The sequence below is a fragment of the Xanthomonas sp. NCPPB 3218 genome (genome assembly GCF_056725185.1).
The window spans coordinates 444494-460030 of record NZ_CM161516.1; the positions used below are offsets into that span (position 1 = coordinate 444494).

18 protein-coding genes are annotated in these 15537 nt (G+C 59.1%); 2 read left to right on the forward strand and 16 right to left on the reverse strand.

Annotated elements, in window-relative coordinates:
• The first annotated feature begins 193 nt into the window (after nucleotides 1-193).
• Nucleotides 194-691 carry a hypothetical protein gene (locus AC1PLS_RS01925; RefSeq protein ID WP_481104154.1) on the forward strand — a complete coding sequence of 166 codons (498 nt, stop codon included), beginning with the start codon at nucleotides 194-196 and terminating at the stop codon, nucleotides 689-691.
• A complete protein-coding gene (locus tag AC1PLS_RS01930) occupies nucleotides 688-2787 on the forward strand; it encodes a methyl-accepting chemotaxis protein (protein ID WP_481104155.1) in 2100 nt (699 codons plus the stop codon). The genes AC1PLS_RS01925 and AC1PLS_RS01930 overlap by 4 nt, the downstream gene beginning before the upstream one ends.
• Before the next feature lie 89 nt (nucleotides 2788-2876).
• Here the strand turns inward: AC1PLS_RS01930 and AC1PLS_RS01935 are convergent, their stop codons facing one another.
• From AC1PLS_RS01935 to AC1PLS_RS02010, 16 genes are all read right to left on the reverse strand, one after another.
• Nucleotides 2877-3239: a YfeK family protein gene (locus AC1PLS_RS01935; RefSeq protein WP_024938827.1), complete on the reverse strand. Its 363-nt coding sequence runs from the start codon at nucleotides 3237-3239 to the stop codon at nucleotides 2877-2879.
• Nucleotides 3240-3417: 178 nt separating this feature from the next.
• The gene (locus AC1PLS_RS01940) at nucleotides 3418-3711 is read right to left on the reverse strand and encodes a glycine zipper domain-containing protein (protein WP_245229724.1); all 294 of its coding nucleotides are present in this window, start codon (nucleotides 3709-3711) and stop codon (nucleotides 3418-3420) included.
• Between the two features lie 169 nt (nucleotides 3712-3880).
• Nucleotides 3881-4684 (reverse strand): hypothetical protein, encoded by an 804-nt coding sequence (locus AC1PLS_RS01945; protein ID WP_184515569.1) that lies wholly within the window; start codon nucleotides 4682-4684, stop codon nucleotides 3881-3883.
• 401 nt (nucleotides 4685-5085) lie between these two features.
• Nucleotides 5086-5478, reverse strand: a complete 393-nt coding sequence (locus tag AC1PLS_RS01950) for a hypothetical protein (RefSeq protein ID WP_349781050.1) — start codon at nucleotides 5476-5478, stop codon at nucleotides 5086-5088.
• Nucleotides 5479-5958: 480 nt separating this feature from the next.
• Nucleotides 5959-6267 carry a hypothetical protein gene (locus tag AC1PLS_RS01955; protein ID WP_184515578.1) on the reverse strand — a complete coding sequence of 103 codons (309 nt, stop codon included), beginning with the start codon at nucleotides 6265-6267 and terminating at the stop codon, nucleotides 5959-5961.
• Nucleotides 6268-6570: 303 nt separating this feature from the next.
• Nucleotides 6571-6924, reverse strand: a complete 354-nt coding sequence (locus AC1PLS_RS01960; protein WP_435003589.1) for a SymE family type I addiction module toxin — start codon at nucleotides 6922-6924, stop codon at nucleotides 6571-6573.
• A gap of 368 nt (nucleotides 6925-7292) precedes the next feature.
• Nucleotides 7293-7715 (reverse strand): YbbD-related protein, encoded by a 423-nt coding sequence (locus AC1PLS_RS01965; protein WP_102255464.1) that lies wholly within the window; start codon nucleotides 7713-7715, stop codon nucleotides 7293-7295.
• A gap of 67 nt (nucleotides 7716-7782) precedes the next feature.
• The gene (locus AC1PLS_RS01970; RefSeq protein WP_146095868.1) at nucleotides 7783-8109 is read right to left on the reverse strand and encodes a hypothetical protein; all 327 of its coding nucleotides are present in this window, start codon (nucleotides 8107-8109) and stop codon (nucleotides 7783-7785) included.
• A gap of 2647 nt (nucleotides 8110-10756) precedes the next feature.
• Entirely contained in the window at nucleotides 10757-11110 is a 354-nt protein-coding gene (locus AC1PLS_RS01975) for a hypothetical protein (RefSeq protein WP_104553180.1), read from the reverse strand.
• A gap of 125 nt (nucleotides 11111-11235) precedes the next feature.
• Complete coding sequence (locus tag AC1PLS_RS01980; RefSeq protein WP_024938819.1) at nucleotides 11236-11568, reverse strand: hypothetical protein; 333 nt, start codon at nucleotides 11566-11568, stop codon at nucleotides 11236-11238.
• A 118-nt stretch (nucleotides 11569-11686) separates the two neighbouring features.
• Entirely contained in the window at nucleotides 11687-12262 is a 576-nt protein-coding gene (locus tag AC1PLS_RS01985; protein WP_481104156.1) for a hypothetical protein, read from the reverse strand.
• Nucleotides 12263-12631: 369 nt separating this feature from the next.
• Complete coding sequence (locus AC1PLS_RS01990) at nucleotides 12632-13126, reverse strand: hypothetical protein (RefSeq protein ID WP_184614670.1); 495 nt, start codon at nucleotides 13124-13126, stop codon at nucleotides 12632-12634.
• A 57-nt stretch (nucleotides 13127-13183) separates the two neighbouring features.
• Nucleotides 13184-13600: a toxin-antitoxin system YwqK family antitoxin gene (locus AC1PLS_RS01995; protein WP_481104157.1), complete on the reverse strand. Its 417-nt coding sequence runs from the start codon at nucleotides 13598-13600 to the stop codon at nucleotides 13184-13186.
• Nucleotides 13546-13782, reverse strand: coding sequence for a hypothetical protein (locus tag AC1PLS_RS02000; RefSeq protein WP_184432416.1), 237 nt, complete (start codon nucleotides 13780-13782; stop codon nucleotides 13546-13548). Before AC1PLS_RS02000 ends, AC1PLS_RS01995 begins: the two co-directional genes overlap by 55 nt.
• 70 nt (nucleotides 13783-13852) lie before the next feature.
• A complete protein-coding gene (locus tag AC1PLS_RS02005; RefSeq protein WP_481104158.1) occupies nucleotides 13853-14170 on the reverse strand; it encodes a MafI2 family immunity protein in 318 nt (105 codons plus the stop codon).
• 804 nt (nucleotides 14171-14974) lie between these two features.
• Nucleotides 14975-15358, reverse strand: a complete 384-nt coding sequence (locus AC1PLS_RS02010) for a hypothetical protein (RefSeq protein WP_024938814.1) — start codon at nucleotides 15356-15358, stop codon at nucleotides 14975-14977.
• Between the last annotated feature and the right edge of the window lie 179 nt (nucleotides 15359-15537).

Below are 15537 nucleotides of genomic sequence, written 5' to 3' on the forward strand. Positions count from 1 at the left end.
CGTGCTCACAAATTCCCGCGCCGGATAAACGTCTGCCAGCGCAACCACGCCACGCGTCGCCCGCAAACCCTTGCGGCGTAACGGGCCTGACGCACGCTATCGCTGCCATCGCTAATTTCAATCGCAAGCCGGCTCAAGCGTCTGCACCGGCACCCGATAAGGGGCTCACCTTATCTCGCGAATCCGCTGCGCCATGCCCGTCTTCGGCACCCTGTCCGCCTCAACGCGACGCACCCTGGGCGCTGCCCTGCTCGCGCTGTGGTGCGGCTGGATCGCCGTGGCCTGGACCACGCCCCACGCGCAAGCCAACGACGTCGCCAGTGCGTGGGCGCAGGTCCAGGCCAGCCTGCCGGCCGCGCAGCAGGCGCCGATGCTGATCGGCGTCGCCGGTGCCTGCGCCTGCACCGACCCGGCCGCCGGTCGCGCCTGGGCCGTGCTCAGCAACGCGGTACGTGCGCGTGGCGGCCAGGTGCGCATGCTCGACACCCCCGCGCTGCGTGGCAGCGGCTATGCCGTGTGGTTGCTCGGCACCGACGGCCAACCGCGCTACGCCGGCCCCGCAGACGGCGGCGCGGTGTGCGGCACGGCCGGCGCGGCGGATTGGTCGCGCTGGTTACCCGATGTCCTGGCGCGCACCCCGGGTGCCGCGCTGGTGTCCCCTTGTCCCTGTGCCGTGGAGTCGCTGTCATGATGGAACTGTCCGCATCGGCACCGCCGACCTCCACCTACGCCACCCGCCTGGCGATCAAGGCCGACCGGCTGTTTCTGTGGCTGGCCGTGCTGCAGAGCGTCGGCTCGCTGGGCCTGGCCTGGTACCAGGGCCAATGGACCACGTTTCTGGCGGTTACGCTGCCTAGCCTGTTGCTGATGGCCTGGCAAGTGCAGGCCAACCCCGGCACACGCCTGACCCGCATCACCAACGCGCTGGTGCTGATGGCCCTGGTCGCGGCCACCATCCAGCAGGCGCATGGCCTGGTGGAAATGCACTTTGGCGTGTTCGTGATCCTGGCGCTGCTGCTGTACTACCGCGACTGGCTGCCGGTGGTGGTCGCCGCAGGCGCCATCGCCGTGCATCACCTGGCGTTCTACTGGCTGCAATCGCGCGGCATGCCGGTGCAGGCGTTCACCGTCGGCAGCGGCTTCGGCATCGTGGTGCTGCATGCCGGCTACGTGATCGTCGAAACCGCCTTCGTCTGCGTGATGGCCATCCAGCTGCGCCGCCAGGTCGATGCCCTCGACCACGAGGCCGAAGCGCTGGCCGAACTGGCCGACACCCTGGCCACCGGCGCCACCTTGCCGCCGGCCATCCTGCAGCAGCCCTTCCGCAGCGGCTCGCTCGCGCAGGCGCTGGTGCGCATGAGCGTGCAGGTGGAAGAGCGCATCGCCCAACAGCAGCAGCTGCTGCTGGAAAATCGCCGTATCCGCCTGGCGCTGGATGCATCGGCAATGGCGGTGGCCATCGTCGACGGGCAGGGCGCTGCCATCTATCGCAATCAATCGTTCCAGCAACTGAGCACGCAGGTCGATGCGCATGTGCTGCACACCGCACTGGCCGATGCGGTGCAGCTGGGGCATGACGCAGGCAGCAGCAAAACGCGCGCGCTGGCGGCGTTGCAACTGCAGGAAAACATCACCCCGGTCCGCGATGACGACGGCGCCTCGCTGGGCGTGGTGGTGGAATGGCAGGACCGCACCCAGGACCTGGCGCTGGAAGAGCAACTGGCCACGGTCATTGCCCAGGCTGCGCGTGGCCAGCTCGGTGCCCGTCTGCAGGGGAATGCAAGGAGCGGCACACTCGGCCAACTGGCCGAGGGCGTCAACCAGTTCCTGGCCATCACCGACGACAGCCTGCAGGACATGCGTCGCATGCTGGCGGCGATGTCGCGTGGCGATCTGACCCAGCGCATCGACCGCCACTGCGAAGGCGTGTTCGAGCAGATGAAGCGCGATGCCAATGCCACCGCCGACGAGCTGGCGCGCATCATCACGCAGATCCGCAGCTCCAGCACCGCGATCAATCACGCCGCTGGCCACATCCTGACCCGCAACGATGCCTTGGAGCAGCAGGTGCAGCGCCAGTCGGCCACCCTGGGCCGCACCGCCACCCAGATGCAGGCCGTGCTCGGCACCATGCAGGAGCACACCGCGCAGGCGGCCGACGCCGACAAGCTCACCGCCGCCGCATCCGAGGCCGCACGCAGCGGCGGTGACACCATGCACCAGGCGATGGGCACCATGCAGCAGATGGAACAGGCCTCGCGCCGCATCCAGGACATCGTCTCGGTCATCGACGGCATCGCCTTCCAGACCAATATCCTGGCCCTGAATGCCGCCGTCGAAGCCGAACGCGCCGGCGAAGAAGGCCGCGGCTTCGCCGTGGTTGCTGGCGAGGTGCGCGCGCTGGCATTGCGCTCGTCCACCGCCGCCAGCCAGATCAAGACGCTGATCGGCGAATCGGTCACGCATATGCAGGCCGGGGTGCAGCAGGTGCGCCACGCCGGCGAAGGCATGCAGCACATCGTCGCCACCATCGGCCAGGTCAGCAGCACGCTCAGCAGGATCGCCGTCGCCTCGCAACAGGAAGCCGGCAGCATCGCGCAGGTGCATCACACCCTCGCCGGCGTAGACGCCGACATGCGCGACGGCGTCACCCGCATGCAGGACGCCAGCGCCGCCGCACGCGCCATGGGCGACCATGCCGCGCAGCTGGAAGATGCAGTGAGTGCGTTTGTGGCCGATGAGCACAATGGCAGCGCTGAGGCAGTGCAGAGGCTGCGCGTTGCCTGATTTACATCAGCGTATCTGCCGTCCAGCAGCAGTTGCCAGCGCCTCAGGCAACGCTGCAAGGCAGATGCTGTGGTTCCGACGCCTGCCGATTACTTGCGCAGCTCCCGCAGCTTGCCAGTGAACCAGGATTGGCTGGATACCGGCGCAGTGTTGCCGCAACGCACCTGATACGGCGTGCCCGACATGCTGCTCTTGGTGGCAGCAAGCTCGATGAAGGATTCGGTAGACGTCACCAGCCCCTTCTTCTGCAAGTAGTCGTACTTGCGCTGCAAGTGTTCACTGGCTTTGGGCGCAGCGTACCACGACCCATTGCGCGAAAATTCGCAGTTGGATTGCGCAAGAACCTTGAAAAGCTGATCGACCTCACGCGTGGTGGCGGGCGAAACCCCTTGGGCCGAAAGCGATGCACAGGCACCGAGCAGGAACACTACAAGACACGATTTAACGTTCATCGACCCATGGTAGCGCATGCCAGCGCCTTGCCGACCGGCATTGAGGAGCGGTACCAAAACAGCTGCGAATCCGCTGCCATGGCTGCATGTCACACCGGTTACCAGGCGGTATCAACGTCGTCTGCGGCAGCACAGCGCAGTCGGCCGAGCGACATGCGCGTGTCACCTCATGCCGGCGTCAGATGGCACCACGCCGACGCGCCCAGGCAATGCCGAACACGGAGCCAAGCGACAGCCCCAGGCCGAGGCCTTGCGGCAGGTTGCCCATTGCTGCCCCGAGGGCAGCCCCCACGGCTGCAAAGATGCCAATGCTGATGCCGACCAATTTGGAATAGAGCTTGGTATCTGCTGGTTTCAACATGAGCATTCCTTCGTTGATAGTTGAAGCGATCCACCTGACGATTACATTGCGCAGGCGGGAACTGACGCGCACCACGCGTACCGATTCTAATGTCTTGGGCTCGCGTTGCAACTCCGGAACTCCGCGCTGCGTAGCGGAAGCGTGACATCACGCCAACAAACAAGGCTCATTTTCAGCACATGAGACGGCAATGCACGCTTGCTCAAGCGCATTCGGACTCGTTATAAAAGCGTTGCTTTGCGAGCTCGGACAGACCAGCGGCAACGCAGCAATGGAGTCATCAGGAAGAATGCTCAACATCGGGCGGCGCGTATCGCAGCAGCGTTGAGCCCTCGAAGTAATTCCCGTAGTACTCGCTCGCCCTCAGCCCCGGATTCGCCTCAAAATCGATGTAAGGCTCGGAACAATGCGGGCAGCGAAAAGGATTGAGGTAGGCGTAGCGGGACCCATCCGGTGCCAACGGTAATGCGTCTTCCAGCACAGCAAGCGCTTCGGCATCCGGCTCGGACAGCGCTGCAGGGCTGCCAGGCAGATGGCTATCGACGGTGATGGTGTACTTGCCGGACCCCGAGTAGAAGTATCCCGCGTTGCTAAAACCCGCGTGATAGGAGCGGATCAGGAACGAACGCTTGCAGTGGTCGCACTCACAGGAAAGCACCACATTGCCACTGGTGACGATTCCATTGAAGTGCAGCCCCCTGGCAAACAACCCCTTGCCTGCAAGTGTGGCACTTCTGACGCTGGCGCCCGGCAGAAAGAACGGCTGAAACCTGATCCCGGATGCTTGGCCATTCGCAAACGCATCTGGATCGAGCTGCTCGGTCTGCGAAATGACACAGTCTGCCTGGCACCCGAGGTTGGGATGCACGCGAACGGAAAAGTGGAACCACCCCGTCGCAGCACCAAGTTCATGCCGATGCACCTCTCCCGCCGAGTCGGCAAACTCCAGGACGCTATTGGCCTTCAACCATGCGGAAGGCTTGAGCTCACACGGGACATCGCTCTCGGTAACGCGGCACAACTCTCGCCCATCGGCGCGAACGATCAATAACGGAGCGGCTTTCTTTTTGAAGATGGAGAACATGCTTTCCTTGGCGGTGTGCTTGAGTAGTAGATCGGATCGCTGGGCGATTGGACAAATTTTAAGGCTTTAGCTCCGCTCGCGGCGAGTCAGGGACCATCCCCATGAAAGGAACAAGCAGACGCCAAAGAGCGTAAACAAAAAGGTGGCAAGCCCGGCCCAAGAGATGCCGAATAGCCAAAAGCCAGCATGGCATGCGACTGGGTCTCTTGCGATGGAGGCGGACGTGGCGCAGGGCGAGAGCGTCCTGGTGTGATGCCACCAGGTGAACGTCACGGACACAATGAGGAACACGAGTAGCGCACCGAATAGCCGAAGCGCGCGATATCCAACTGACGTCTTTGTTGATTTCGGATGCGCGCGCATGGGCAGGGCGGCCTAACGCTTGAATGAAGTGTTGGGCCCTACCACCCCTGAGCTTGGGCAAATGACTCAAGGTGTCGCTGAAGTTTGGCAGCTAGCTCGGGTGACGTGTAGAACGCAAGGTCAGGAGCATCCACGTCATCCTTGAACGCAACGATCACCAAGCGCTCGTGCTTGCCATTCAAGTTGACCGAGAACTCCCAGTTTCCGCTTGTCTCAACCGGCAACACATCGATTGCATTTGTGAGTGCGTCGGGGTCGAGGTTGGTACTGAGGGAGCTAGACAACTCATGCAGGAATGGCCCAACTCCGTCTTGATCGAAGTTCATGGAAGCCTCGGACAGGCCAGAGACGTCAACCGTCGGAGTGGATGCCGAGCAGGCTACGCCTGATGCGAAGAGGAGAAAAGCAACAGCTGCAACGATCTTTCTCATAGGGGCTAATACCTAGGTTGAGTCGACCGGCGAAGCGGCTTCGGCTCGAATGAATTGTCAGGCCACATGCTGATACGTCACGGCGGCAAATCCAATGATTGCTGCAAGGAAGAGCATGACAATCCATCCTGATCTCTGATGGAACGGCACTGGGTTGCACCCAATCTGCGCTTCCGCCGCCGAAGCGTTAACTATCCAGCCGTGGGAGCAAACGGGGCAAATGAGCTGGTACTGCTTGGAGATAACCCATCCGAAAAGATGGTAGAAGTGTCCGTACGTGTACTTGAGACGCAGTGTAAAGACTTGCTCTTGCTCGCACCTCTGGCAGTGCTCATGCTCTGCCAGGTCGAAGGTCAGCACACGCTCGCCCCATCCCCAAAGAATCATCTGTCTCTCTCGAAATATCCTTAGCGGTCCAGCAACTGGATTAAACAGAACCGCGAGCTGGATCCGGCTTGAACGACTTGCCAAGCGTCGCCACTAGTCACTGCTCCCGGCACAGCCAGAGTCCCCCGCATCGCAACTGGAAAAACCAATGTCCTGACCACCCGATGCGCCACCATCGGATGACAGATAGAACGGGTCACTTGTACCGGACGACGTGGAGCCAGCTGACTGAGAAGAAGCAAATGCCGCACAAACCACCGCGCCAATGACTGGAATAAGCCAGATGAGGGCAACTTGCAACGCGCGTTGTGATGGCGACAGCACCGAAACGCGAAGCACGGCAACCGATGCGACGATATTGCCAAGCGCAAGTACCACACCCAATAGAAGCATCAACTTCATCCAAACCTCCAAGCCGCCTGACTATTACCGGGGTTGCCCGTGTGGCGTAAAAACGATCCTCGCCGAGTCGTCCATTGCCGTCAATCGCTGCAAGCCTTTGCAACAAACGCTCGTCATGCCGGCGCGGCTGCCCATGACCATGTGCTATGCCATAGTCAAGTTGATCCAACGTGAGATACAGGACGACGGCTTGGTGCTCCACCTTTGTCCTCCTGCGCGAGAAGCAGTGAGCGCGCAAGGTGTGATGCTAAACGCGTTGCGCTTGATGCGGGCGTTGGTCTGCATGCTGTGCGACGCATCTGCTTAGTTCTTGGGTGCCACGCTGACGACCAGCTCGCCATTGCGCATGCGTATGTTGAGTTTGCTGCCGATAGTGAAGCCGAGTTGTTCCAGCCAGCGGCCGCGTAGGCGTAGCGTGGGGATGCGTTGGTGGCTGTCGGGGTAGTAGCCGTAGCCGACAGTGCAGTGCTGCGGCGCGCGCGGGTGGCCTTGGCGGCGCGGCTTGTTGGGATCGGGGCGGGGCTCGGGGATGGGGGTGCGCTCGAGGTAGCGCCGCGGCGTGATCGTTGGGTCGAGCGAGTGCCAGCCGATCTCGGTGGGCGGCGGCACCGTGGCGCGCTTGCGCGCTGGCTTGGGACTGGACGTGGGTCGACGCATGGCAAAGCCCTCCTTGACGAACAGGCCCCGCCGCCGGGTGGCGACGGGATGTCGGGAGGTTAGAAACCGCACAGAGCCGGCGGGCGTATTTCCCCAAAGGGTGTTGTATTAGCCGCCCTCCCGACGCAGGCATCGCGTCGGTTGCACCCGCAAGATGCTGCAGGCACAAAAAACCCACCGGTTTGACGGAGGTGGGTACCGCTCTGTGAGGAGTTTCTACGCTCCTTGTGGTAGAGATTGCTGCGGGTTTGTTGGGATGTCAACTGCCTCGACAAGCAGGGAGCCGATCAGCGTCCAACGAAGCCGTTGCCCATACCGATGAGGCATCTGGAAAATAAGCCTGACCCCTTATTCTCAATTGCTAGCAGCTACCGGCGCCATGCGTAATACATACACTTGTTTGCCTGCTGCTCGCAGAAGAACGCCCACGTGGTATCGGAGTCTCGATACTGCCATTGAGTGTGTCCGGTATCGGCGTAGTCTCCTACGATTTCCGACCAGCTGCCGATTCTCGATGATGTGGGAAGTCCGGGCTGAAGATTTGAGTAGAAAGCGAAGCTTTCTCCGCTCTTGAAGCTGAACTCACCGACAGATGTATTGCTGTCCAAGTCGTTGGATGTGCGGATGTCAGTTGTACTGGGCGGAAGTATGTCGGGAAGCCAACCGCGACCGAACAGTTGATCGGATCTTGCATCGGCCAGGGTGGGGTAGTTGCTCGTCACAGTGTCTGATAGATGGTCGCAACCTCCAGCCAAGAGGCAGGAAATCAACAGTACTGGCATCTTTTTCATGCGGCTAACGCCTGAGTGAAGCCGAGCCGCGAAGCGGCTTCGGCTCAGGTGAATTGTTAGCCCTATCTTATCGGAAGGTGTCAGCTTTGAGCTTCTGGGATGACGGGTCCGATCGCTTGCGAGCGAGTTCATTCTTGAGGGGCACCAACACATCCTCCGGGAACACGGCGCCGGGCATGTTTGAGTCGTCTATCCACGCGTTGGCAAATGCCTCTTTGTCCTGTCGAAAATATGGTGCAAAGGCGCCGATCTTCTTGTTCGCGATCTCTGCAGAGAGAATGGCGATGGCAGCATTGCGTTGTAGCTGATGCACCTCAGACTCCAGGCGAAGAACGCGGTATCCGAGAAAGGCGCACAAGACAGCCATAGCGATGAGCAAGCATTTGAATACCATAAAATCTCCAGCTAGGTCTAACGCCTGAGTTAAGCCGACTCACGTAGCGGTTTCGGCTTGGGTGAGTTGCTGTGGCTCAGCGTTGCTAGAACGTAGCCTGCTAGTGCGTACAACATAGAACGCAAGATACCCCACGGCTCGAGTAACTCACCGACATGCGCACCCAGTGCCAAAGACAGAGCCATGTCCGTCAGCTGTACTAGCAAGAATGCAGCAACTACCTGCCAGGCCCTACGAGTCGGGGCACCAGTGGCAAGGCGCCAATAGCAGACGACTGCAATAAGCCCAGTTGCAACACGCCTGAAAAGGCGGGCTCTCTCTACTAGTTGGTCAATCGTCGCCGGTTCGATCTGCGAGTGAGCCACCCAGACTCCGCTAAGAACACCGACACCACTGGTCAAGATCATGAGTAGAGCAGACCAGCCGACGACGCGCTTCCAGTTCACAGCACTCTCCTCCTGAGTTCCAACGCCAGAATCAAGCCGATTCGCGAAGCGGATTCGGCTTGAATGAATTGCTAGGCGTCAGCTTACCGCCCATTGGCACGACTAGCCTCATGAAAAAGCGCGGCCAGGTCCGAGCTGGACATCTTGCTGAGCCTGTCATACGCGGGTTTGGTGGCGGACTCGGTCCCAGTACCTTCGCCGAGCAACTCAATGCCACCGTTACCGTCCGGCGTGAGGATAAAGACGAACGGAGCAGCGGGATTAGGCGCGCGGGCAGCGACCACTACGGAATGCCCGTCAGCGCAGCCATATATCAGCCACTCATTGTCTCCGAACTGCTTCAGGGCCGGTCCAATGTTGCATTGAAGCACGGGTTGCTCAGTGGCAGGCACAGTCGACGAGCTAGCAGGGAGAAGTGCGATGAATAGAGTTGCGATCATGTCTGCTTTGCTGCCTAACAACTGGTTGAGCCGACCCGCGAAGCGGGTTCGGCTTAAATGAATTGCTAGGTACCGCCGACGCCTACAAGAATGCAGATTGCCGGTGTGGTTAAGAACCAAACAACTGGTAGCCAGACGAGCTTACGTGCCCGGAGCCACAGCGGTTTGAGGTGGGGCGGGATAGTAGACGACGGTCGTGCGATCCAGCCTAGCTCACGAAAATTGTTGTGGTAGCCAGGACCAAGATCACGAAATTGCGTGAGGTGTTCCCAGGTGGCTCGATCAACTGCCAGAAGATCTCGACGAAAGCGGATGTTGAGGAGGGTGCCAGCCCCGCCGGCAAGTGCAAGACTACCCACGCTATAGAGCGTGGTCAGCCACTCTCGTGGACCGACCACACCAAAACGCAGCAAAAGAGCCAGAGCTGCGAAAATTCCCCATGCAACAAATAGCCATCGAGCTTTCATACAGTGCCTGTCGCCTGAATTAAGCCGACTCGCGAAGCGAGTTCTGCTTAAATGAATTGCTAGGCCTAGTGCGAGGCATATGACGCCGACTCTGGACTGGCAAGGACACGATACTCCTGAGGTCGCCAAGCTTTACTGGCCTCAAGATCAATATTTGAATCGGGCAGCATAGTCTGCACCGTGAAGCTGGCCATCTGCATGCCTCCCGCAGCAGATGGCTCGGACCAACCCTTGAACCTCCAGCCCTTTCGCGCAGGAAGCTGATAGAGAGCAGGGGTCTCCCCAATATCCCCGTACGAGACTGTGAAGAACAGCCTTACGTCAGGACACGAGGCAACCGTGCCGCCACACTCATAGACGCCAGTGGGTGCCGCATAGATGCGAACGATGTACGGTTGGTCTGAAGTTGATGGTGTTGTTGCTAGCTCTTGGAGAAGGCCAAAGATCGTAGCAAGCTCTGGATTATCCAAGGGCGCCATATCATGCGCGGATGCGGTGAGTGGCAAGAGCAAAGGAAGTAGTACGAGAAGTTTCATCAGAGGCCTAACGAATGAGTTAAGGGCCGCGAAGCGGCTTCGGCTTGAATGAATTTTTAGGCACTATCGACTCAACTGTGCCGCCTGAGAAAGAAACTATGAACTTTACTGCTTTGCTACAAAGACTTGCTTGAGGGGAGCGAACCACCAGAACCAATGGCTCCGTAGAGACAGGGTTAATGTCCAGTTGCTGCCCAGGCGCACCACGAAGTGAAACCGATAGCTCGTGGTCTTCTGGGGTACGGGAGTCGCCGTCCGAATCGATGTTACAGCCAGCGCCCCAAAGATGCTCAGCGACCCGGTAGTACGCCGGCCGCGGCCCAGGGGCTTTGATTTGAATCGCGTGATCGCTTGACATGGAGCCTAACGCTTGAATTAAGCCGAGTTGCGAAGCAAATTTGGCTTGAATGAGTTGTTAGGCAGTAAGTGGCCGCGAAGGTTGGATGGTGCAACCATGCTCCCCAGCACTGCCGCCTGGGCAGAGTGTGCCACAGCTTGAGGGATGGAGCGTGCCCCAGTGATGCAGCGGCGCGGGATACCACCGAAACCAAATGCAATGAGCGCAGCGCAGTAATAACGGGTGAGGGCGAAGCACCGAACTTGCCCAGCCCCCCGCAACGGTGATGACTGCTTTCCGGAGCCAGCCGCATGCATGCCTGCTAACTCACCGAAGCGGCAACCATCAACGCATTTGCTCCACCACGGCCTAACAGCTGAGTTAAGTCGCGCCGCGAAGCGGCGCCGGCTTGGACGAATTGTTAGGGCGCGACATTGATGAGCCCGAGACCCGACAATGTGGCCGCGCCGCCGAGCCCCAGCGCTAGTGCCGCATAGCAAAAAGCCATGACACGCCCTTTCGGGCTGGACCAATGTTCGCAGACCCAGATAAGTGCGCGTAAGAAGAATGTCTTGTGGCTGTAGAAGTAACTGGCGAGAAACATGGTGCCCCACGCCATCAGGTAGAGTCCCAATAGCACGGTGCTAGGGCCCGTGCGCACTGGGCCTGGCTTGAATCCGGTGAGCAAAGTGCTGACAAGGAGGGCGCCCAGAATGGCGATAAGCGACACTCCTAGTGCGATGCCGGGCTCGTTTTCAGTTGGCTTCGGCTGCATCGAACCTACTAGAGCGCCCTGACACCTGAATTAAGCCGACCCGTAGCGGGGCGGCGGTTGGGTGCTAGCGTAGCGGAAAAAGCGCCCAAGCGCTGCCCCGATGCGGGTTCGGCTTGAATGAATTGTTAGGCCGCGACATGTGCAGCCTCCATGTACGTGCTGTACGCGTCATATGAGAAGCCGATGCCAATAGCTGCAGAAAGAGCAAGCAACAGCCAATACTTGGTTGGATGCTCTCTGCGGCTGAATCTGGCTACCCACGCGCCATCAAGCGCGCAACCAGTAAAGGCCTGAATGAGGAATGGAATAAAACCGCTCACACCGAACAGGACGGCGGCAGCCAATTTACTAAGGCCCACCGACTCGCCCCAGAAAGCGGACGCCGAAAACAAACCGATGAAAAGGATGAACCCCCAACCAAACGATTTGCCTTGAAAGCGCGAGACGGAATTTTTCATAGCTGCCTAACACCTGAGTTAAGCCGCGCCGCGAAGCGGCGTCGGCTTGGACGAATTGTTAGCTGTGCGCCGGTAGACCAGATCCACTCGCTTTTTTGGGCGCACGATCTCGAACAAGCTAAGACCAAGCCCAATGTCCGTGACCGTGCGCGCAACTAAGGCCGGCACGGCTATGAGCGCGTGGATTGCCATGGCTAAAAAAAGCATACAGACCGAACTCGGCTGCTCGCAGCGTTGAGACGACGCGTGACGGCAGGCGAACTTCGAGCAGGTAGCCGCGGAGCGCGCGGACGTTCTCCCATTCGCCGCTCTGCACGCGCGCTCGCACGGAAGCGGCGTAAAGATTCCTGCTGCGCATGCCCCGAGCAAAAGCACGCCACATGCGCCTGGGTTCTAGAACGAGCCCCGTAGATAGGGCGATGAGGTTCATGAATGCGAGCGTCGGGGAGGCCAGCAAGGAGCCAGTGCCCAGCTCCCAGGCGCTAACTTCCCCTTCGCCGACACGGCCAACGCCGTATCTCCCGACTAAATGGTGGAGGTCGTGGAACTTCAGGTACTTATGCCGCGTTTCAACGTTTGGCAAAGGGACCAGCATGCAACCAGTGTAGACCGGCACAGTTAATGAACGCTTGCCCGAGTCTTCGCCGAAGCCATGCTTGCGGTAGAAGGCTGCGAGCTCTTCTTCGAGTTGCATTGATCTCCCTCGTACAGCTAACGCTTGAATTAAGCCGAGTTGCGAAGCAACTTCGGCTTGAATGAGTTGTTAGGCAGTGAGTGGTCGCGAAGGTTGGATGGTGCAACCCTGCTCCCCAGCACTGCCGCCTTGACCGAGTGTGCCACAGCTTGCGGGATGGAGCTTGCCCAGCGACGCCCCGGTGCGGGCTGCTCCCGAAGACAAATGCAACGAGCGCAGCGCGGAAGTGACGTACGAGGGCGAAGCACCGAACTTACCGCAACCAGCAATGCTGATGACTGCTGTCCGGAGCCAACCGCATGCACGCCTGCGAACTCACCGAAGCAGCAACCACCAACGCATTTGCTCCACCACTGCCTAACGCCTGAATTAAGCCGACCCGCGAAGCAGGTTCGGCTTGAATGAATTGTTGGGCCGCAGCGCAGAGGACACTGTTCTGCAGCCTTCAGGAGAGCTGGAGTCTATAAGACTAGGGGTGCGCAGGTTGAACAAGAACGTCTGGCCTGATCTTGGATATTTTTCTTGTTCTTGACCAGGGTCAGGAAACTCAACATTGATGTAGAAAGGTACAATTCTCTCATCGTGATACCAGGATCCGCTCAGTCTTATACTTGACCTCTGGCGCGTTTTAATGAGTCGCGTCATGCAAAGTGGTAGAGCGGTGCTACGAGCGCCAATTTTAAGCTTAACGACAGGCGCCTTCGTGCCTAAGCCCTCAACAACCAGAAATGCCTTGCCGAACGATGCGGGAATCTCGGGGATCGACCCGTCGGGCTCAAGGCTAAGTATGCGGTCCTGATGCGCGATGGCAGGCTCGGTGAGCAGCGTCAAAACTAGGAAAAACAGTATGCGGCTAGCTTTCATGCGGCCTAACACCTGAGTTAAGCCGCACCGCGAAGCGGCGTCGGCTTGAATGAATTGTTAGGCCCCGTCCAACAGCTCCGGAACGCCGGCCTCTGACCAGTAGCGCCAAATGCCAGTCTCGGTGCCATGTGTGTACTGCCCGTCGGCGGCAAGTTGGCCGTTGGGATGATAGTCCCGCCAAAAGCCATGCTCCTGTCCCTGTTCGTAGATTCCCTCAGAAGCGAGCGAGCCATCCTCATGGTAGGCACAGAACAAGCCATGTCGAACCCACCGAGAGCCATCCGCTGACAGATAGCGCGAATATCGGAAGCGGACAACGCCTGACTCATATGGAATTTCTGGAATGTTCAAATTAGCCATAAGGGGCCTAACGCCTGAATTAAGCCGACCCGCGAAGCGGGTTCGGATTGAATGAGTTGTTAGGCCGACGGCCCGTGAGGAACATACTGCAAAGGCTCGCGCTGCAGGAACCATTTTGGCAGGTAGACGCGGCCAAATGGGGCTGACAAAAGCATGACGCCAGGCTCCTCAGCGCCGATGGTCTCCATCTCGGTTTGCGTCAGAACGACAAGCTCAACGGTGCCACGAGTCTGGCCATGCTCCAGCAGCACCGAGTCTCCTACTTGAATTGGTGATCCATCTGCGTAGGTGAGCATTGAGTTTTTCCCAGAGGCCTAACGCCTGAGTTAAGCCGAGCCGCGAAGCGGGTTCGGCTTGAATGAATTGTTAGGCCTCATGCTGAGGCTCGGCCCGACGATATGCAACATGGGCCAATGGCTCTAGAGCTGTAGGCACGGGAACAGTAAGGTGCTGCTCGTCCAGTTGCCACTGCGCTGGAAAGTCAGCGATGACCTCGGCGGCGGAGCAAGAGCAACTTTCCCGTGTAGGTCTCGGAGGAGACCCGTCGTATTCGAAGCGGAGCCGAACGGTCTTTGAGGTTGGATCAGCCTCGATTGAGGCTTGGCGCAGCTCAATGTGCACCTCGCCGAGAAGTGCACGCTGGAGTGAGAGCAGCAACATTGAGCGGTCGAAAGTGTCGCTCATGAGGCCTAACGCCTGAGTTAAGCCGGCCCAACGCGGGGCGGTGACTGCGTGCTAGCGTAGCGTAGGCACGAAGGCGCTGCCACGATTTGGGCTCGGCTTGAACGAATTGTTAGGCGGCACTCGCGAGTGCCTATCCCGTCTATTCACTGTCAGTATTGCCGCGTGCCACGAAACGAGCGAGATCGACTGAGTATTTGAGCACAACGATGCCGGCCGCAGCCCAAATCGGACCAGATAGCAGGCCTTGGGACGCCACGTACCATAAGGGATTGATTAGCCAATCGGGTGCTCCAAAGGCACGAAGCGCGAAGGTTGCAACCAGATTGACCAGCCACATTATGCCCATGACCACGCCGATTAATCCGAAGAACCGAATGAGTACAAGCGAAGTGTTGTATGACCGACCCATAATTCTCCCCTGTGCCGCCTAACGCCTGAGTTAAGCCGCGCCGCGAAGCGGCGTCGGCTTGAATGAATTGTTAGGCTGCAAGGCGCCACTCCCCGCGCTTTGAAACCTCAGCTGCTTGGACAATTTTGCGCTCCCTTAAGCGGGTGCATGCCCAACGCATATCGTACTGCCACGTAAAAAAGAGCTCGCCAGATGCACGGAGCGCCTTCTCATGGTGTGTCCAGATGTATTCTGCAACCTGCACGATGCTGGCCGAGCCACCATGAGCTTTCAGCGCCGCAACAACCCAGTCTTGTAGGTCTTCCCGCTTTGCCATCAGTTCCCCCTGATTTTGATTTTCATCCCAATGCCTGAATTAAGCCGCGCCACCGATTAGCGTCGGCTCGAAAGAATTGTCAGGTCGCACGCCGCCGCCCCGTGAGCACACCAATGCCGCCGCCAATAAGCCCGTAAATTGCGCCCAATATTACGGCGAACGTTGTAGTGTAGAACCAAACCGACAGGGTGAGAGTGCCTCCGGCAAGGCGGCCTGGACCAATGGCCCAAGAGACGGCCCAGCCAAGCGTTGCATCAGTGATGCCCATAGCTAAGCCGAGCAATACTGCAGCCCAAAAACCAAACTTGCTATTAGCGAAGAATCCAAATGCGATGTAGAGAATAGCGGATCCGAACGCTGCGTAAGTGTAAGGAAAGCCAAGCACCAGAGACACGAGAGATGCGACCGCATCAAACACGATCACCGCCAAACACGATAGAGCGAAGAACTTAAGAGCTTGCAAGAGAGTCCCTTGTGAGGCCTAACACCTGAATTAAGCCGACCCGCGAAGCGGGTTCGGCATGAATAAATTGTTAGGCACCGCCCGAGACACGCAGAGTCGCGGATACGGCGCCCACTTTGATGCTAAAGCCACTCATGAAGTTGGCCGTAAGGTGGTTGCAGCCCTTAGACGGTCTACTT

Excerpts from the sequence above, each read along its gene's own strand:
- AC1PLS_RS01925 (WP_481104154.1), top strand. The coding sequence starts at position 194 with ATGCCCGTCTTCGGCACCCTGTCCGCCTCAACGCGACGCACCCTGGGC.
- AC1PLS_RS01930 (WP_481104155.1), top strand. The coding sequence starts at position 688 with ATGATGGAACTGTCCGCATCGGCACCGCCGACCTCCACCTACGCCACC.
- AC1PLS_RS01935 (WP_024938827.1), bottom strand. The coding sequence starts at position 3,239 with ATGAACGTTAAATCGTGTCTTGTAGTGTTCCTGCTCGGTGCCTGTGCA.
- AC1PLS_RS01945 (WP_184515569.1), bottom strand. The coding sequence starts at position 4,684 with ATGTTCTCCATCTTCAAAAAGAAAGCCGCTCCGTTATTGATCGTTCGC.
- AC1PLS_RS01950 (WP_349781050.1), bottom strand. The coding sequence starts at position 5,478 with ATGAGAAAGATCGTTGCAGCTGTTGCTTTTCTCCTCTTCGCATCAGGC.
- AC1PLS_RS01955 (WP_184515578.1), bottom strand. The coding sequence starts at position 6,267 with ATGAAGTTGATGCTTCTATTGGGTGTGGTACTTGCGCTTGGCAATATC.
- AC1PLS_RS01960 (WP_435003589.1), bottom strand. The coding sequence starts at position 6,924 with ATGCGTCGACCCACGTCCAGTCCCAAGCCAGCGCGCAAGCGCGCCACG.
- AC1PLS_RS01965 (WP_102255464.1), bottom strand. The coding sequence starts at position 7,715 with ATGAAAAAGATGCCAGTACTGTTGATTTCCTGCCTCTTGGCTGGAGGT.
- AC1PLS_RS01970 (WP_146095868.1), bottom strand. The coding sequence starts at position 8,109 with ATGGTATTCAAATGCTTGCTCATCGCTATGGCTGTCTTGTGCGCCTTT.
- AC1PLS_RS01975 (WP_104553180.1), bottom strand. The coding sequence starts at position 11,110 with ATGCAGCCGAAGCCAACTGAAAACGAGCCCGGCATCGCACTAGGAGTG.
- AC1PLS_RS01980 (WP_024938819.1), bottom strand. The coding sequence starts at position 11,568 with ATGAAAAATTCCGTCTCGCGCTTTCAAGGCAAATCGTTTGGTTGGGGG.
- AC1PLS_RS01985 (WP_481104156.1), bottom strand. The coding sequence starts at position 12,262 with ATGCAACTCGAAGAAGAGCTCGCAGCCTTCTACCGCAAGCATGGCTTC.
- AC1PLS_RS01990 (WP_184614670.1), bottom strand. The coding sequence starts at position 13,126 with ATGAAAGCTAGCCGCATACTGTTTTTCCTAGTTTTGACGCTGCTCACC.
- AC1PLS_RS01995 (WP_481104157.1), bottom strand. The coding sequence starts at position 13,600 with ATGGTTCCTGCAGCGCGAGCCTTTGCAGTATGTTCCTCACGGGCCGTC.
- AC1PLS_RS02000 (WP_184432416.1), bottom strand. The coding sequence starts at position 13,782 with ATGCTCACCTACGCAGATGGATCACCAATTCAAGTAGGAGACTCGGTG.
- AC1PLS_RS02005 (WP_481104158.1), bottom strand. The coding sequence starts at position 14,170 with ATGAGCGACACTTTCGACCGCTCAATGTTGCTGCTCTCACTCCAGCGT.